Annotated in this window: 16 protein-coding genes; 10 read left to right on the top strand and 6 right to left on the bottom strand. The window is 64.2% G+C overall.

Translation table 11 applies throughout. The features are described 5' to 3' along the window. Window positions 1–192 precede the first annotated feature (192 nt). Window positions 193–2,076: a DEAD/DEAH box helicase gene (locus ACK8CP_RS08485; protein WP_414833980.1), complete on the bottom strand. Its 1,884-nt coding sequence runs from the start codon at window positions 2,074–2,076 to the stop codon at window positions 193–195. Window positions 2,077–2,342: 266 nt separating this feature from the next. Between ACK8CP_RS08485 and ACK8CP_RS08480 the strand changes: the two genes are divergently transcribed. The 5 genes from ACK8CP_RS08480 to ACK8CP_RS08460 all read left to right on the top strand — a co-directional run bounded on the left by ACK8CP_RS08480 (window position 2,343) and on the right by ACK8CP_RS08460 (window position 6,026). Then, window positions 2,343–2,822, top strand: a complete 480-nt coding sequence (locus tag ACK8CP_RS08480) for a low molecular weight protein-tyrosine-phosphatase (protein ID WP_414834221.1) — start codon at window positions 2,343–2,345, stop codon at window positions 2,820–2,822. Beyond that, entirely contained in the window at window positions 2,819–3,625 is an 807-nt protein-coding gene (locus ACK8CP_RS08475) for a fructosamine kinase family protein (protein WP_414833979.1), read from the top strand. The genes ACK8CP_RS08480 and ACK8CP_RS08475 overlap by 4 nt, the downstream gene beginning before the upstream one ends. Before the next feature lie 181 nt (window positions 3,626–3,806). Further along, the gene (locus ACK8CP_RS08470) at window positions 3,807–4,421 is read left to right on the top strand and encodes a CDP-alcohol phosphatidyltransferase family protein (RefSeq protein WP_414833978.1); all 615 of its coding nucleotides are present in this window, start codon (window positions 3,807–3,809) and stop codon (window positions 4,419–4,421) included. 29 nt (window positions 4,422–4,450) lie between these two features. Then, on the top strand, window positions 4,451–5,089 hold the full coding sequence (locus tag ACK8CP_RS08465) for a lysophospholipid acyltransferase family protein (protein WP_414834220.1): 639 nt from the start codon (window positions 4,451–4,453) through the stop codon (window positions 5,087–5,089). Further along, window positions 5,082–6,026, top strand: coding sequence for a phosphatidate cytidylyltransferase (locus tag ACK8CP_RS08460; protein WP_414833977.1), 945 nt, complete (start codon window positions 5,082–5,084; stop codon window positions 6,024–6,026). Before ACK8CP_RS08465 ends, ACK8CP_RS08460 begins: the two co-directional genes overlap by 8 nt. A 227-nt stretch (window positions 6,027–6,253) precedes the next feature. Here the strand turns inward: ACK8CP_RS08460 and ACK8CP_RS08455 are convergent, their stop codons facing one another. Further along, window positions 6,254–6,931: a TenA family protein gene (locus tag ACK8CP_RS08455; protein WP_414833976.1), complete on the bottom strand. Its 678-nt coding sequence runs from the start codon at window positions 6,929–6,931 to the stop codon at window positions 6,254–6,256. Between the two features lie 207 nt (window positions 6,932–7,138). Between ACK8CP_RS08455 and ACK8CP_RS08450 the strand changes: the two genes are divergently transcribed. Next, entirely contained in the window at window positions 7,139–8,155 is a 1,017-nt protein-coding gene (locus ACK8CP_RS08450; RefSeq protein WP_414833975.1) for a TAXI family TRAP transporter solute-binding subunit, read from the top strand. Window positions 8,156–8,254: 99 nt separating this feature from the next. Then, the gene (locus tag ACK8CP_RS08445) at window positions 8,255–10,312 is read left to right on the top strand and encodes a TRAP transporter permease (RefSeq protein ID WP_414833974.1); all 2,058 of its coding nucleotides are present in this window, start codon (window positions 8,255–8,257) and stop codon (window positions 10,310–10,312) included. Here ACK8CP_RS08445 and modC read toward each other — a convergent pair. The 4 genes from modC to ACK8CP_RS08425 all read right to left on the bottom strand — a co-directional run bounded on the left by modC (window position 10,309) and on the right by ACK8CP_RS08425 (window position 13,699). Next, window positions 10,309–11,439, bottom strand: coding sequence for a molybdenum ABC transporter ATP-binding protein (gene modC / locus ACK8CP_RS08440; protein ID WP_414833973.1), 1,131 nt, complete (start codon window positions 11,437–11,439; stop codon window positions 10,309–10,311). The genes ACK8CP_RS08445 and modC overlap by 4 nt on opposite strands. Next, the gene (gene modB / locus ACK8CP_RS08435; protein WP_414834219.1) at window positions 11,436–12,053 is read right to left on the bottom strand and encodes a molybdate ABC transporter permease subunit; all 618 of its coding nucleotides are present in this window, start codon (window positions 12,051–12,053) and stop codon (window positions 11,436–11,438) included. Before modB ends, modC begins: the two co-directional genes overlap by 4 nt. A 75-nt stretch (window positions 12,054–12,128) precedes the next feature. Next, window positions 12,129–12,890 carry a molybdate ABC transporter substrate-binding protein gene (modA, locus tag ACK8CP_RS08430; protein ID WP_370642279.1) on the bottom strand — a complete coding sequence of 254 codons (762 nt, stop codon included), beginning with the start codon at window positions 12,888–12,890 and terminating at the stop codon, window positions 12,129–12,131. Between the two features lie 17 nt (window positions 12,891–12,907). Continuing rightward, window positions 12,908–13,699: a TOBE domain-containing protein gene (locus tag ACK8CP_RS08425; RefSeq protein ID WP_414833972.1), complete on the bottom strand. Its 792-nt coding sequence runs from the start codon at window positions 13,697–13,699 to the stop codon at window positions 12,908–12,910. Between the two features lie 90 nt (window positions 13,700–13,789). Here ACK8CP_RS08425 and ACK8CP_RS08420 point away from each other — a divergent pair, with 90 nt between their 5' ends. The 3 genes from ACK8CP_RS08420 to mntR all read left to right on the top strand — a co-directional run bounded on the left by ACK8CP_RS08420 (window position 13,790) and on the right by mntR (window position 15,123). Next, on the top strand, window positions 13,790–13,999 hold the full coding sequence (locus ACK8CP_RS08420) for a TOBE domain-containing protein (RefSeq protein WP_414833971.1): 210 nt from the start codon (window positions 13,790–13,792) through the stop codon (window positions 13,997–13,999). 1 nt (window position 14,000) lies between these two features. Further along, window positions 14,001–14,519, top strand: a complete 519-nt coding sequence (gene tsaA, locus ACK8CP_RS08415) for a tRNA (N6-threonylcarbamoyladenosine(37)-N6)-methyltransferase TrmO (RefSeq protein ID WP_414833970.1) — start codon at window positions 14,001–14,003, stop codon at window positions 14,517–14,519. A gap of 172 nt (window positions 14,520–14,691) precedes the next feature. Then, complete coding sequence (mntR, locus tag ACK8CP_RS08410; protein ID WP_234627481.1) at window positions 14,692–15,123, top strand: manganese-binding transcriptional regulator MntR; 432 nt, start codon at window positions 14,692–14,694, stop codon at window positions 15,121–15,123. The last annotated feature ends 162 nt before the right edge of the window (window positions 15,124–15,285 follow it).

Raw genomic sequence — 15,285 nt, 5'->3', positions numbered from 1 at the left:
ATAATCTGCCGGTGCGAAAGAAGCCGCCGGGACGCACGTTGCACACGGGCAAACATCGTCCTTCGAAGGAATGCAGACACATTCTTCGCCGGAACCGTCAGGCGGCCTGCGCCTGCTGTGCCTCTTCCTCGTCGTTCTCCGCGTCTAAGCCTTCCTCCCGCTCTTCGCCCCGATAGACGGCCTGGCGGCCGATCAGCTTTTGGTTTTCTTCGCTTTCGGGCGCTTGGTCGGTTTGCCGTGGGATGGGCCGCCGGATTCTTTGAAGCCTTTGCGCTTGGGCTTGAAAGCCTTGCGGTCGTCGTTGGGACCGTTTCGGCCCATCGGCTTGCCACGGCCTCCCGGCCCGCCGCGGCTGCCAGGCGCATCGGATTGCGAGATGGTGATGTCGTCGCCCTCGCTGTGGGCCGCGGTCTCTAGAAAACGCCCGGCGACGCTCTCGGCGATCTCGAACTTGGTCTCCCGGTCGAAGATCTTGATGGCCCCGATCTCCTGCCGTGTGATCTGTCCGCGCCGGCACAAAAGGGGCAGCAGCCATTTCGGGTCGGCATTGTTGCGCCGTCCGACGTCCATGCGGAACCACAGATAGGGGCCTCCGCGTGCGTGTTTGGACGAACCCCTGTCGTCGCGGTCGCGACCGGGCCTTCCCGCGGCCGGGTCGCGACCGAAATTCGGGTCGAAGACGTCTTCCGGCGCGGGCAGCTCCGAGCGCCACTGGCGCACCAGCATTGCAGCGAGCACCTCCGGTGAGTACGCGGCGAGCAGCCGGGCGGCGGTTGCTGCATCCTCCTCGCTCGGCTCTTCCTTGAACGCCGGATCGGCGAGCAGGCGCTCTTCGTCGGCCGCGCGGATTTCATCTGCCGAGGGAGCAGCGCACCATGCCGCATCGATGCGCGCTTCGGCCAGAAGTCGTTCTGCCTTGCGGCGTCGCGAGATCGGCACCAGTAAGACCGAGACACCTTTGCGGCCAGCTCGGCCGGTACGTCCCGAACGGTGCTGCAGGGTTTCGGCGTCGCTCGGCAAATCCGCATGGATGACGAAATCGAGGCTCGGCAAGTCGAGACCGCGCGCCGCGACATCGGTTGCGACGCAGACGCGCGCCCGGCCGTCGCGCAGTGCCTGCATGGCCTGGTTGCGCTCGGCCTGACTGAGTTCTCCGGACAAAGTGACGGCCGCGAAGCCGCGTTCGATCAGGCCGGAGGAAAGGTGGCGCACACTTTCGCGGGTGTTGCAGAAGACGATGGCGTTTGGCGCTTCGGCGCGGCGCAGAATGTTGACGATCGCATGCTCGGTCTCGTTCGGCGCGATCCGGACGGCGCGATACTCGATGTCGGCATGTCCCGTCTCGCCGCGCGCCACCTCGATGCGGAGCGCGTCCTTCTGGTAGCGCTTCGTCAGCTGCATGATGGTCTGCGGCAGGGTTGCCGAGAACAGGAGCGTGCGGCGGGACGCCGGCGTGGCCTGCAGCAGGAATTCCAGATCCTCGCGGAAGCCGAGATTGAGCATCTCGTCGGCCTCGTCGATGACGAGGGCTTTCAGATTGCCGATCTGCAGCGCGCCGCGCGTGAGGTGATCGCGCAGCCGTCCCGGGGTTCCGACGACGATGTGGACGCCCTGATCGAGCCGGCGGCGCTCGGCGCGCGGATCCATGCCCCCGACCAGTGTTACGAGGCGGGCGCCGGTTTCCGCAAAGAGCCAGGTGAGTTCGTTCGTCACCTGCATGGCGAGTTCGCGTGTCGGCGCCACGATCAGAGCCATCGGCTCGCCTGCTTCGGGCAGTCTTTCTTCTTCGCCGAGGAGTGTGGGGGCGAGAGCGAGACCATAGGCGACGGTCTTGCCGGATCCGGTCTGTGCGGAAACGAGCAGGTCGCGCTCGTCGGCTTCAGGTTGGAGGACGGCCGTTTGAACGTCGGTAAGGTCGGTATAGCCACGGCTTGCAAGCGCGGCGGCGAGCGGCGCGCTCGTCGTGATCAAGGGCATTGGGTATCCTAATTGGGCGGAATGCGGGCCGCGCGGATATGCGCGGCGGCTCCGAAAAGCGGCGACATGGTGCCGTGGCTGTTGCGGGCTCCATACCAAGGATTTGCCGGCAAGCCAATGACGTGTGGTGCGGCTGCGTCACTCGCCCGGCTGTTCACGCTCTTCGGCCCGGGCAATTCCTTCCAGCACGGAGCACGTCTGCAAACATACTCTTGGCTAAAAAGCTCATATCTCTGGTGCCGGACGCGCAATTCTACTTATGTTGTTCGTGGGGGCGGATCACACGCGTAAGCGAGTTGTGCGATGCAGAGTGCGAAAAGCGCCGATGGGACGCGACCAAATTGAACCTCAGATCTCATGTGCAAATGCCGGGGGCCGATCGCCCGTCGGTTCTTTTCGTCTGTCTCGGCAATATCTGTCGGTCGCCTTTGGCCGAGGCCGCCTTTCGCGAAGAAGCGGACGCGCAGGGGATCGACGTGGACGTCGATTCGGCCGGCATGGGCGACTGGCATGTCGGCGAGGCGCCCGATCCGCGGGCGCAGGCGGTGGCGCGCCGCCACGGTGTCGATGTCACAGCCTGCCGCGCGCGCACCGTCACCCGCCAGGATTTCTACCGCTTCACCCATATCGTGGCACTCGACCGCGAAAATCTGACCGCGCTTGAACGGCTTGCGCCGCCCGACGCGACGGCGAGGCTGAGCCTGCTCCTCGACCATGTGAAAGGCCGTGAGGGCGAGCCGGTGGCCGATCCTTATTTCGGAGGAGACGAGGGCTTCGAGACCACGTGGTCCGATGTGCGCGTCGGGGCTCGCGGTTTGGCGCAGCATCTCAAGGTGCGGGTATGAGCCTCCTCGGGAAGGCCGGGGCGGAGCTTCTTGGCGGCGTTCTCGTTTCGGAGACGGTGCTGCATGGCGGCGACATCTCGCAACTCGCGCACATCAAGCTCGAGGATGGGCGCGAGGCCGTCGTCAAGAACGGTCCTTCTCCCCGCACAGAAGCGGCGATGCTCGCCGCGATTTCCGAAAGCGGCGCTCCGGCGCCGGCGGTTCTGGCGGCTGACGAGCACGTTCTCGTCATGGAGGTTCTGCCCGACAGCGGCAGTCTCAGAAATGCGTGGGCCGATCTCGGCATCGCGCTTGCGACATTGCACGCGCGCCGCGCCGGCCAATATGGCTGGAGCGAGGATTATGCCTTCGGTCCCGTCGCGATCGTCAATGATCGTGCCGAGGATTGGATCGGCTTCTGGGGCGACAAGCGCCTCCTCGTGAACGTGCCGCATGTCGACGGCAGGCTTGCTCGCCGCATCGAGCGTCTTGTCGCCGATCTTCCAAACCGAATTCCCGCGCAACCTGCCGCGGCGCTCCTGCACGGAGATATGTGGGGCGGCAACATCGTCGTCTCCGACGACCGGGTCTCGGGGCTCATCGACCCAGCCTGCTATTTCGGCCATTCCGAGGTCGATCTCGCGATGCTGAACCTCTTCGGCCGGCCCGGCGATGCGTTTTACGATGCCTATGGAGCGCTTGAGCCGGGCTATGAGGAAAGGCTCACCGTCTATCAGCTCTGGCCGGCGCTCGTTCATCTGCGTCTCTTCGGCGGCGGGTACCGGCCGATGGTCGAAGGACTCCTCCAACAGATCGGTGTCTAGGAACAGGCCCGGGCCGAGATCTCGGGTGGGGGCTCGCGACAAGGTTGCAGTGGCGTGGCGCAAGTCTCGCGGTTCGTGTCCCGTCGGCCGATCGCGACGATGGATGAAGCCCTGAGCCGGCTTGCAAACTGTGCCGGGGCAGGCATTGTGACCGAGTTCTACTTCGATTCCCGGCCCGCCCATGACCCTCTACGATCTCAAGCCGGCCTTCCAGGCTCGCCTGCGCCCATATGTTGATCGCCTCGCCGAAAAAGGCGTGACGGCCAATCAGGTGACGCTTGCCGCCGCCGCCATCTCCGTTCTCGTCGGTCTTCTGGTCATGGCGGCCGAAGTGCGCCCTCTCTTCCTCCTCATCCCCCTGTGGCTCGGGCTGAGGATGGCCTTCAATGCCGCCGACGGCATGCTGGCGCGCGAGCATGGGCAGAAGAGCAGGCTCGGCGCCTTTTTCAACGAGCTCGGTGACGTCGTCTCCGACGCGTTCCTTTATGCGCCTTTCGCGATCCTGCCGGCCTTTGGCCCGGGACTCGTCGCCTTCGTCGTGCTTCTCGCCATTCTGACCGAGTTTGCCGGCGTCCTGGCGCAGGCACTGGGTGCCAGCCGCCGCTATGACGGTCCGCTCGGCAAGAGCGACCGGGCGCTCGTCTTCGGCGTTATCGGAACATGGGTCGGCTTCGGAGGGCCGTTGCCGGATTGGAGCGCGCTCGTTTTGTGGGCCGTGGCGATCCTCCTCTGCGTGACCATCGTCAAGCGGGTGCGCGCGGCGCTTGCGGAAATGCCGGCGAGGGCAGGCGAATGAGCGATTTTCCGCCCGCCGCGTCGGGCTTCATGGTCGATGCCACCACGACGGCGCTGATCCTTGCGGCGCGAGTGGCAACCGGTGTGCGCGCAGAATGGCGCGGCTGCGACCCCACCACCCATCGCCGCATCTACTACGCCAACCATGTGAGCCATGGCGACTTCGTGCTGTTGTGGTCGGTGCTGCCGCCGGCGCTCCGGCGCGTGACACGCCCGGTTGCGGCCGCCGATTACTGGCGTGCGACGCGGATGCGCCGCTATATCTCTGAAGAGGTGTTTCGCGCCGTCCTGATCGAGCGCACCCGCACGGAAGAGACCCCCGATCCGATCGCCCTGATGGCGGATGCGTTGTCCGGCGGCGCCTCCCTGATCCTGTTTCCGGAAGGGACGCGCAACACCGGCGACGAGCGTCTCCTGCCGTTCAAGAGCGGCATCTACCGGCTCGCCGAGAAGCGTCCCGAGATCGAGTGCGTCCCGGTCTGGATCGACAATTTGAACCGTGTCTTGCCGAAAGGCGAGATCGTGCCAGTGCCGCTCTTGTGCACCGTGACCTTCGGCGCTCCGGTCAAGCTGGGTGAGAGAGAGGAGAAAGAGGCGTTTCTGGATCGCGCCCGCGCGGCGCTATTGGCGACCGCTCCGGCCAACGGAGAGACCCACAAAGATGGCTGAGCCCAATCTCCTCACTCTGGCGGCCGGCGTCTTTGCCATTCTGGCCGTCGCCTCGCTTATCGGATTCATCCTGAAGCGGACGATCAGCTGGCAAAAGCCGCACGGGGTGATCGACAATCTCAACGCACGCATCAAGGCCTGGTGGGTGCTCGTCGCGCTGATGCTCATCGCCTTCCTGTTCGGCAAGGCGGGTGTCGTCCTTCTTTTCGCCTTCGCCTCCTTTACGGCATTGCGCGAATTCATGACGCTGACGCCGACCAGACGCGGCGATCATTATGCGCTCGCGGCGAGTTTTTTCATCTTTCTGCCGGCGCAATACGCCCTCGTCCTCGCCGACCAGTATGGCATCTACTCGGTTCTGATCCCGGTCTATGCCTTTCTGGCTCTCCCGATCATCGCGGCCTTCCGCGCCGAGACCGCGCGATACATGGAACGTGTCGCGCAGGTGCAATGGGCGCTGATGATCTGCGTCTTCTGCCTGTCGCATGTGCCGGCGATCTTGAACCTCGACATCCCGGGTTTCGAGGGCGGAAATCTTCTTCTGATCGCCTTCCTGATCATCGTCGTGCAGGCGAGTGACGTTCTCCAGTATGTGTGCGGCAAGCTGTTCGGACGCCGCAAGGTCGCGCCGAATTTGTCACCGTCTAAGACCTGGGAGGGGCTGATCGGCGGCGTCGGGCTTGCGACGCTTCTGGGCGCCGGGCTGTGGTGGCTGACGCCGTTTACGCCGCTTGTTGCGCTCGCCATGGCGGCGTTGATCGCCATCATGGGCTTCTTTGGCGGCCTCGTCATGTCGGCGATCAAGCGCGACCGTGGCGTCAAGGATTGGGGACAGATGATCGAAGGTCATGGCGGCGTGCTCGATCGTATCGACTCGCTCGTCTTCGCCGCGCCGATCTTCTTCCACTTGACGCGGTTCTTTTTCTCCGTGAGCTGACCGGAGCAGTTTTTCGGCTCAGTATTGGCTGGGACGAAAGGTGCTCGGAAGGCTCGTCGCATGAGCAGCCTCGAATTCATGCTGCTTCAGCGTAACGTCTCTAGGTGCGCTCGCGATCGCCGTGTTCTTCTATTTCGTATCACGTCACCAGGGCCGACCCCGCGATCGCAAGCCTCCGGGCTGAGCGCCCGCGGCTCTCACGCCGCGGGTCATGTTCAGGCCGCTTCCTATTCCCCTGAGCGCACTGGCCATGTTTCCAGCCGATAGGCGGAATCCCAGAACATCCATTCAAGCTGCACCGCCCGGTCGAAGGCGTCATGCGTCTTGGCCTGAACGGCTGGCGCCGCCTCGGCGACGGCCGCATCGGTGGTGGCGATCATCGTCTTGACGGCCTCCTGGAAATCCTCGCCCGCATAGGTGTCGATCCACGCCGCATAAGGGTTGGGGGAGGCGGCGCGGGCGAGGATGTCGTTGCCGACCTCGGCATAGATCCAGAAGCAGGGCAGGAGTGCGGCCAGCAGCACCTCATAGGGCTCGCTCCAGGCGGTCGCCGTGATGAAGGACACGTAATGGTGGCAGGCGGGCGACAGCGGGCTCGCTTCGAAGACCTCGGGTGCGATGCCGTAATCGGCGAAGAAAGTGCCGTGCAGCGCCCGTTCCACCACGATCGCCCCTTGCGCGGAATTGGCGAGCTGCACCATGCGCTTGGGATCGGGTGCCTTGGCCGCGGCAATGGCGAGGCCCTTGCCGAAGCCGATCAGGTAATGCGCATCCTGGGTGACGTAATGCTTGAAGCGCTCTTCAGAGAGCGTCCCGGCGGCAAGCTCGGTGTTGAACGGCATGTTGCGGATAGTCTCGTAGAGCCCGGCATTGCGCGCCCAGGCTGCTGCGGAAAACGTGCTCATCGCGATCTCCTTCCCATTCCCCGGCAAGTAGCCAGAACAGAGGGAAGCGTCTACCTGTCGAAGGGCTCTTTCGACTTAAGCTTTACGGGGATGTGCCGCTATTTCCGTCACAATCTGGTTTCCTTCGGCCTGTTCCGACAGCTATGGTGCCGCCCATGCGGGAGGCTTCGGGCCTCCCGTGCCAGTTCACGAACATGGGAACAGAAGATGACATTCATGCCATCCAGAAAGCTGATCGGGGCGGCGATCGCAGTTGCCGGCCTGGCGCTTGCCGGGACCTCCTTTGCGCAGGACGTAAAATTCTTCCGCATCGCCACCGGCGGCACGTCCGGGACGTATTTCCCGATCGGTGGTCTCATCGCCAATGCCATCTCCAACCCTCCGGGCTCGCGTCCTTGCGACGAAGGCGGCAGCTGCGGCGTGCCGGGCCTGGTGGCGACGGCGATCGCTTCCAATGGCTCCGTTGCGAACGTCAATGCAATTAATTCCGGCGGTGTCGAATCCGGCTTTTCGCAGTCGGACGTCGCCTATTGGGCGCAGACCGGCACCGGCGTCTTTGAGGGCAAGGGCAAGGTCGAGAAGCTCCGTGCGATCGCCAACCTCTATCCCGAGAGCATCCATCTCATCGCCAGCAAATCCTCCGGCATCAAGTCGGTCGCCGATCTGAAGGGCAAGCGCGTCTCTCTGGACGAGCCGGGCTCCGGCACGATCGTCGATGCGCGTCTCATCCTCGGCGCCTGGGGCTTGAGCGAGGGCGACATCGAGGCGGATTATCTGAAGCCGAACCAGGCCGCTGACCGTATGCGCGACGGCGCCATGGACGCCTTCTTCTTCGTCGGTGGTTTCCCGGCCGGTGCCATCGTGGAACTGGCCTCCAACACCGACATCACCGTCGTGCCGATCGCCGGCGACGAGGCCGACAGCGTCGTCTCCGATTACGAGTTCTTCGCCGCCAACACGATCCCGGCGGGCACCTATGAGGGGCAGGACGAGGACGTTGAGACACTCTCTGTGGGTGCCCAATTGGTGACGAGCGCCGATCAGCCGGAAGAGCTGATCTACGAGATCACCAAGGCTTTGTGGAACGACAACACCCGCAAGCTCCTCGACAGCGGTCATGCCAAGGGCAAGGTGATCACGCTCGACACGGCTCTCGACGGTGTGGGCATTCCGCTGCATCCGGGTGCCAAGAAGTTCTACGACGAAGCCGGCGTCTCCAAGTAAGCCGGATTTCAGCAATGCAGGCGGCGGTTTTCCGCCGCCTCTCTGATTTTGGACGTTTGAGTGTGGAAGGCCGGAAGGCCCAAAAGACGACAGGTTAGGATGCAGGAAGAAAAAGAGATTGATCCCGCCGCGGTCAAAGAGCTCGAAGAGCGGTTTGATCCGGAAGTGCGTTTTCGGCCGCTCGGGCGCTACGCGGGATATGTCGCCGCGACGCTCCTCTTCTGCCTGTCGCTCTTTCACTATTACACGGCGGGCTTTGGCCTTCTGCGGGAGGTCAACCATCGCGGCGTGCATCTCGCCTTCGTCCTGTCCTTGATCTTCATCGTTTTCGCCGCGACCAAGAAGGGCCAGGATACCCTTTATCCCTCGAGCCTGTGGCGGCCGCTCGGCCTGCCGGTCTACGATTGGCTTTTCGCCCTCGCGGCGGCCGTAGCCTCGCTCTACGTCCCGTGGATCTTCAACGATCTCGCCTTCCGCGTCGGCAATCCTCTGCCGATCGACGTCGTCATGGGGACGGTCATGATCGTCGTCCTCCTGGAGGCGACGCGGCGATCGATGGGCTGGCCCTTGCCGGTGATTGCCATCATCGTCATGGCCTATGCGATATTCGGGCAAAGCGCGCCGGGCGTCCTCGTCCATCCCGGCAGCGATTGGAAGACGCTCGTCAACCACCTCTATCTGACGAGCCAGGGCATTTACGGCCTGCCGGTCGGTGTCGTGGCGACGTATGTCTTCCACTTCGTGCTCTTCGGTGTCCTGGCGACGCGGATCGGCCTCGGGCGTCTCTTCATCGATTTCGCTTCGGCCTTTGCCGGCCGCTTCTCCGGCGGCCCGGCCAAGGTCTCCGTCTTCTCATCCGCTCTTCTGGGCTCGATCTCAGGATCCTCCATCGCCAACACGGTGACGACCGGTGCGCTGACGATCCCGGCGATGATCCGCATCGGCTATCAGCGCCATTTCGCGGCGGCCGTGGAAGCGGCATCTTCGACAGGCGGGCAGATCACGCCGCCGGTCATGGGCGCCGCCGCCTTCCTGATGATCGAGTTTCTTGGCGTCTCCTATACGACCATCATCACCGCGGCGATCGTGCCGGCGGCGATGCATTTCTTCGGCGTGCTCTGCCAGGTGCATTTCGAGGCGAAGCGTCTCGGCCTGCGTGGCCTGACGAGAGAAGAGTTGCCGAAGGTCGGCGTGATCCTGAAGCGCGACTGGCCGACGCTGATCCCGCTCTTCCTCTTGATCGGCATCCTCCTTCAGGGCTTCACGCCCTATCTCGCCGCCTTCTGGGGCATCACCGCCTGCATCGTCATCGGCCTCGTCAATCCGCTCAACCGCATCAAGGTGAAGGACGTCGTCGATGCTTTCGTGCTCGGCGCGAAATATGCGCTTGCCGTCGGCGCGGCGGCCGCGACCGTCGGCATCATCATCGGTGTCGTCACGCTCACCGGCGTCTCCTTCAAGATCGCCTATATGGTGACCTCGACTGCGGGGCAGTGGGCGGAAATGATCGGCCCTTACATCCCCTTCGGCGTGATGGAAGTCTCGACGCTGACGCTTCTCATCACCCTCATCCTGACGGCGATCGTCTGCATCGTCATGGGCTGCGGCATCCCGACGACGGCGACCTATCTGATCATGGTGTCGGTCGCAGCGCCGGTTCTGGGGCTGCTCGGGATCGCGCCGATCGTGGCGCATTTCTTCGTCTTCTATTACGGCGTTCTGGCCGACATCACGCCACCTGTGGCGCTTGCCGCCTATGCCGGGGCGGGGATCGCCAATGCCAATCCCTTCAAGGCCGGCAACACCGCCTTCCGGCTCGGTATGGGCAAGGCGCTGGTGCCGTTCGTGTTCGTCTTCTCGCCGTCGCTGCTTCTGGTGACCGATGGCTTCACCTGGCAGGCTTTCGCGCTCGCTTTCACCGGGACGGTGGTCGGCATCACGGCGCTGTCGGCGGCGTTTGCGGGCTGGCTGTGGGGACCGCTCTATCTCCTCGAACGGTGGGTTCTGGCCGTCGCAGCCATTCTTCTGGTGGCGCCAGAGTTCACCTCGACGGCGATCGGCCTCGGCATTCTCGCCCTCGTCCTCCTGCGGCAGATCTTCTTCGGCTTTGAGCACGTACCGCCGCGGCGGACCGCAGAGAGCGAGGCGTCGACCTAGCTGGCAGCGCTCGCCGGCGTCAGCGCCACGCCTTTGACCTGCGCATAGAGCTTCTGGCCGACCTCGAGTTCGAGGTGGTGCCAGGAGCGTTGCGTAACGCGCGACAGAAGCTTCGCGCCTTCGCCATTCTTGCCAAGGCGGAGGACGAGAAGGGTTTCATGCGCGCCAACGGGCGTTTCTGAGACGATCGTCACCGGCAGGATGTTGATGATGGTCGTGTCCTCAGGCGGACGGCGGGTGAGGCTCACATCGCCCGCGGCGATGCGAATCCGGCGGCGTGTTCCGGGCGCCCCGGCGGCGGCCGGGATCTCGAAATGCCCACCGGCGACGGCAAGCCGGGCAAGCCCGAAAGTGGGATCATAGCTTTCTACGATCGCATCGAGGCTGACGACGGCCTCGCGGGAGGCGGCAAGCGGCAGGTTCGGGTCGGCCTGCAATTCCGCGAGCGGCCCGGCGGCGAGAACCTTGCCCGCCTGCATCAGGACGAGATGGTCGGCAAGGCGCTCCACTTCGGCGATGTCGTGGCTCACATAAAGGACGGGCATGGCGAGGCGATCGTGCAGACGCTCCAGAAACGGCAGAATGCCGTCCTTGGTCTGCCGGTCGAGCGCCGAAAGCGGTTCGTCCATCAACAGGAGCTTCGGCTGCGAGAGAAGCGCCCGGCCGATGGCGACGCGCTGGCGTTCGCCACCGGAGAGATTGCGGGTCGAACGCCCCAGGAGATCGCCGATGCCCAAAAGCTCGATGACTTCCTCAAAACCCGTGCCGCTGGCGGAGGAGGGCGGCCGTCTGCCCGGCGCGCCGTAGAGAAGATTCTGACGAACGCTGAGATGCGGGAAGAGGCTCGCTTCCTGAAAGACGTAGCCGATCGGGCGGCGATGCGTCGGGCGGAAGGTTTTGTCGTCCTGCCAGATCTCGCCGTCGATCGAGAACGTGCCCACTAACCTGTTGAGGCCGGCGGCGCAGCGCAACACCGAGGTCTTGCCGCAGCCCGACGGGCCGAACAGGCCGGTGACGCCTTTTGCCGGGACAGAGAAGGAAGCGTCGAGCGCAAAGTGACCGAGGCGACCTGAAAAGGTGGCCTCGATCGTGTTTCCTGCCATCGGTGGAGGTGTCTGAACCGTCATTTCCCGGGACGCGCCACGCGCTTTTCGATGAGTGTCATGGTCAAGATGACGACGAAGGCGAAGACGACCATGCCGGCCGCCAGCACCGTCGCCTCGGCCCAGCGCAGTGTCTCCACATAGTCGTAGATGGCCACCGACAGGACCTTGGTCTCGCCCGGAATGTTGCCGCCGATCATGAGGACCACGCCGAATTCGCCGACGGTATGGGCAAAGCCGAGGACGGCACCCGTCAGAAAGCCGGGCCGTGCGAGCGGCAGGGCGACGCTCCAGAATGTGCGCAAAGGGGAGGCGCGGAGCGTTGCGGCGACCTCCAGAGGTCGTTCGCCCATCGCCTCGAAGGCGTTGCGGATCGGCTGCACGACGAAGGGCATGGAATAGATGACGGAGCCGATGACGAGGCCTTCGAAGGTGAAGGCGAGCGTGCGCCCGCCCCACAGCGCCGCGAGCTGCCCGCCCGGCCCGGAAGGGCCGAGCGCAACGAGAAGATAAAAGCCCAGAACCGTCGGCGGTAGGACGAGGGGCAGCGCGACCACGGTCGCGACTGCCTCCTTCCACCAGGCGCGCGAGCGCGCGAGCCACCAGGCGATCGGCGTGCCGACGAGGAGCAGGATCATCGTGGTGATCGTTGCGAGCTCGATCGTGAGGCGGATCGCCGAGACGGTTTCAGACGAAAGCTCCGGCACGAACGATCAGCTTCCAGCAGCGGTGCCGTAACCGTACTTCTCGATGATGGCGCCGGCTTCCGGTCCCTTCAGGAAATCGAGAAAGGCCTTTGCCGCCTCGCTCTCCTCGCCCTTCTTCAGAAGGACGGCGTCCTGCTTGATGGGCGTGTAGAGATCGGCCGGAACCTCCCAGCGCGAGCCTTCGTCGCTGGCCGCGATCTGCGACAGGGCCACGAAGCCGAGCTCGGCATTGCCGGTTTGCACGAATTGGAATGCCTGGGCGATGTTGTTGCCTTGGACGATTTTCGGCTCGAGATCGTCGTAGACGCCGAGCGCCTTCATGGCCTCCACAGCCGCGGCGCCATAAGGGGCGGTCGTCGGATTGGCGATCGAGATCTTGTCGAAATCACCCGATGTCAGGGTGTCCTCGCCGGTGACGAGGTCGGCGTCGGTGCTCCACAAGACGATCTTGCCGATCGCATAGGTAAAATCGCTGCCTTCGACCGCATAGCCTTCGGTGATGGCTTTGGCCGGCCGCTCGTCGTCGGCGGCAAGAAACACCTCGAACGGCGCATCCTGGCTGATCTGCGTGTAGAGCTGGCCGGTCGAGCCGAACGACAGAGCCGCTTCGTCGCCGGTCTTTTCCTTGAAGGCGGCGGCGATTTCTTTCGCCGCTTCGGTGAAGTTCGCGGCGACGGCGACATTCGTTTCGGCCGCCGCAGCCATCGAGGCCGGCAGAGACACCGCGGCCACCAGAAGCCCGGCCGCAAAAGAGCGCAATGACATCATTTCAGTTCCCCCAATGATCAGTCGATCGCAAGAATGACATGCGCCGCGTCGAAGAGAGCGCATGCCGGCTTTCCGGGTTCCAGGCCCAGAGATCTGGCACTTTCGGCCGTGATGGTTGCGGCGAGGCTTTTCTCGCCGCCGATGTCGAGGACGACTTCTGTCGTGACTTCGGAGGGCGTCAGCCGGCGGACCGTGCCGGCGACGCAGTTGCGCACCGACAGGGGCGGAGCGCTTTCGCCCGGCGCAATGATGACGAAAGGTGCCTTGATGAGGGCGACCGCCTCGCGACCGACGCACAGGCCGAGCATTTTGAGGCTTTCCTGCGTGACGACAGCGTAAATCGTGGTGGCCTCGTTGACCTTGACCGCCACTTCGCTTGCGACCGCATCGGAGACGATCTGGGTGATCGTGCCTCTCAACGCATTGCGGGCCGAGGTCTTCATGAGCACTCCCGAGACGAGGTTGAGCGGAGAAATGCCGGTGCCGGAGAGATGCGGCTCGAGGGAGCGCACGACACGTGCCATCTCCGTCTCCAGCTTGTGATAGGCCTCGATGACCTTGATCCCCGTCGGCGTCAGCGTCGCCCCGCCACCGGCACGTCCGCCGGTGCGCTTTTCCAGAAGCGGCTGACCGAACAGATTGGCCATGGCATCGAGCGCATCCCAGGCGGCCTTGTAGGTGATGCCGGCCGCCTTCGCTCCGGCCGTGATCGAGCCCTCCCGCGCCACGGCTTCGAGCAGTCGGATCCTGTCGCGACCGACGGCCGGCGATTCCGAGCTGCGCAAAGACACAAGGGCTTCGATTTCCATGGCTGAGGGACACTCTCCTAACGTCGTATAGTCAAACTACATAACGTGTCGTTAGTCTCAGAGATAGTTCGACGTTTGGGGGACAGGGATATGGAGCTCAGTGCACGCAATCAGCTCAAGGGCACGGTCGTTGAAGTGTTGAAGGGGGCGACCACTTCGCATGTTCGCATCGATATTGGCGGAACGGTCATCACCTCATCGATTACCAACGAGGCTGTCGATGAGCTGGGCCTTAAGGTTGGTCAGGAGGCTTACGCGGTCGTGAAGGCTTCCGACGTCATGGTCGGCGTCAGCGACTGATATGAGCGGGCGAGACGCCGCCGATGCAAGGGAGCGCGCCGTTGCGGCGCCTCCGCCCGTCGATGCGGGCCTCGTCTTTATCGGCCGTGCCCGCACGCCTTGGAGATCGCGGATGGATTGTCCGCGCATGGGGCGGCCGGACGGGCCGCTGTGCCGATTGGAAATCTTCGAGCCGTGGACCGAGGCGCTGCAGACCATCGCGCTCTACGAGCGGCTCGAAGTGCTCTACTGGCTGCACCGTTCCCGCCGCGATCTCGTCCTGCAGAGCCCCAGAGGCGGCGGCGAGGCGCGCGGCACGTTTGCGCTTCGCTCGCCGGTGCGGCCAAATCCGATCGGCTCCTCGATCGTCAGGCTGGTTGCCGTGGAGGAGGGGGCGCTCCTGGTGCGCGGCATGGATTGTCTCGACGAGACGCCGCTCATCGACATCAAGCCCGATCGTTGTCTCTATAAGCCCGCTGGACCTCCGCATCCGGGCGATTTGCAGGTGGAGAGCGACGTGGCCGGGCGTCCAGCCCCTTAAGCCGCAGGATACGGCGAGGTCGACCGAGCTTCTCGGGATTCCCGTCATGTCATGACGTTCGGCCGAAGCCGTCGAGGCGCGCGGCAGGCGTTCCGCTTAGGCAGTGCTAAGCATTGTTTACGGGTGAAAATTTGTTACAGAAGTGGCATTGCTCCTGCCCACGGACCGGACAGTGCCAAAGGACAAGCTTCTCAACCCGGCGCGCCAGCGCGCGGCCTTCGAGCGGGTGCGCAAGGCGCACCAGTCGGAAGTGGCGGAGGATTACGTCGAGCTGATCGACGACTTGATCGCCGTCCGTGGAGAGGCGCGGGGAACCGACCTCGTGGAGCGCTTCGGGGTGACGCACGCCACCGTCAACCGGACCATTCAGCGGTTGATCCGCGACGGACTCGTGCGCTCCGAACCCTATCGCTCGATCTTCCTGACCGATGCCGGCAAGGCCCTTGCTGAACGCGCACGCGAACGTCATGCGCTGGTACGTGATTTCCTCCTGGCGATCGGCACGAGCCGCGAAATCGCCGAACAGGATGCCGAAGGCGTGGAGCACCATGTCAGCGACGAAACGCTGGCGGCATTCCGCAATTTTCTCAAACGCCAGAATTGAGCGCGCGGCGCTGAACGGGGTACCAGGGGCCCGGACCACCCTTTTTTATGAGCCGGGCAAGGTCTCGACAGCTCGCCTTGACGGCCGCGCCGCGGCGTCCGAACTCCAAGTGGCGTGGGCACCTTCGGCCCCGTCCGGATGGTTCACCCTTTGGCGCCGACG

Origin of the sequence: Afifella sp. YEN Y35, assembly GCF_047553465.1 — a bacterium.
Lineage (GTDB): Bacteria > Pseudomonadota > Alphaproteobacteria > Rhizobiales > Afifellaceae > Afifella > Afifella aestuarii.
The sequence above is the reverse complement of the archived record's forward strand: the minus strand, read 5'-3'. Positions and strand labels throughout refer to the sequence as shown.

What these genes read in the sequence shown, in the direction of transcription:
- ACK8CP_RS08480 (WP_414834221.1), top strand. Translation starts at nt 2,343, where the DNA reads ATGCCGGGGGCCGATCGCCCGTCGGTTCTTTTCGTCTGTCTCGGCAAT.
- ACK8CP_RS08475 (WP_414833979.1), top strand. Translation starts at nt 2,819, where the DNA reads ATGAGCCTCCTCGGGAAGGCCGGGGCGGAGCTTCTTGGCGGCGTTCTC.
- ACK8CP_RS08470 (WP_414833978.1), top strand. Translation starts at nt 3,807, where the DNA reads ATGACCCTCTACGATCTCAAGCCGGCCTTCCAGGCTCGCCTGCGCCCA.
- ACK8CP_RS08465 (WP_414834220.1), top strand. Translation starts at nt 4,451, where the DNA reads ATGGTCGATGCCACCACGACGGCGCTGATCCTTGCGGCGCGAGTGGCA.
- ACK8CP_RS08460 (WP_414833977.1), top strand. Translation starts at nt 5,082, where the DNA reads ATGGCTGAGCCCAATCTCCTCACTCTGGCGGCCGGCGTCTTTGCCATT.
- ACK8CP_RS08455 (WP_414833976.1), bottom strand. Translation starts at nt 6,931, where the DNA reads ATGAGCACGTTTTCCGCAGCAGCCTGGGCGCGCAATGCCGGGCTCTAC.
- ACK8CP_RS08450 (WP_414833975.1), top strand. Translation starts at nt 7,139, where the DNA reads ATGACATTCATGCCATCCAGAAAGCTGATCGGGGCGGCGATCGCAGTT.
- ACK8CP_RS08445 (WP_414833974.1), top strand. Translation starts at nt 8,255, where the DNA reads ATGCAGGAAGAAAAAGAGATTGATCCCGCCGCGGTCAAAGAGCTCGAA.
- modC (WP_414833973.1), bottom strand. Translation starts at nt 11,439, where the DNA reads ATGACGGTTCAGACACCTCCACCGATGGCAGGAAACACGATCGAGGCC.
- modB (WP_414834219.1), bottom strand. Translation starts at nt 12,053, where the DNA reads ATGATCCTGCTCCTCGTCGGCACGCCGATCGCCTGGTGGCTCGCGCGC.
- modA (WP_370642279.1), bottom strand. Translation starts at nt 12,890, where the DNA reads ATGATGTCATTGCGCTCTTTTGCGGCCGGGCTTCTGGTGGCCGCGGTG.
- ACK8CP_RS08425 (WP_414833972.1), bottom strand. Translation starts at nt 13,699, where the DNA reads ATGGAAATCGAAGCCCTTGTGTCTTTGCGCAGCTCGGAATCGCCGGCC.
- ACK8CP_RS08420 (WP_414833971.1), top strand. Translation starts at nt 13,790, where the DNA reads ATGGAGCTCAGTGCACGCAATCAGCTCAAGGGCACGGTCGTTGAAGTG.
- tsaA (WP_414833970.1), top strand. Translation starts at nt 14,001, where the DNA reads ATGAGCGGGCGAGACGCCGCCGATGCAAGGGAGCGCGCCGTTGCGGCG.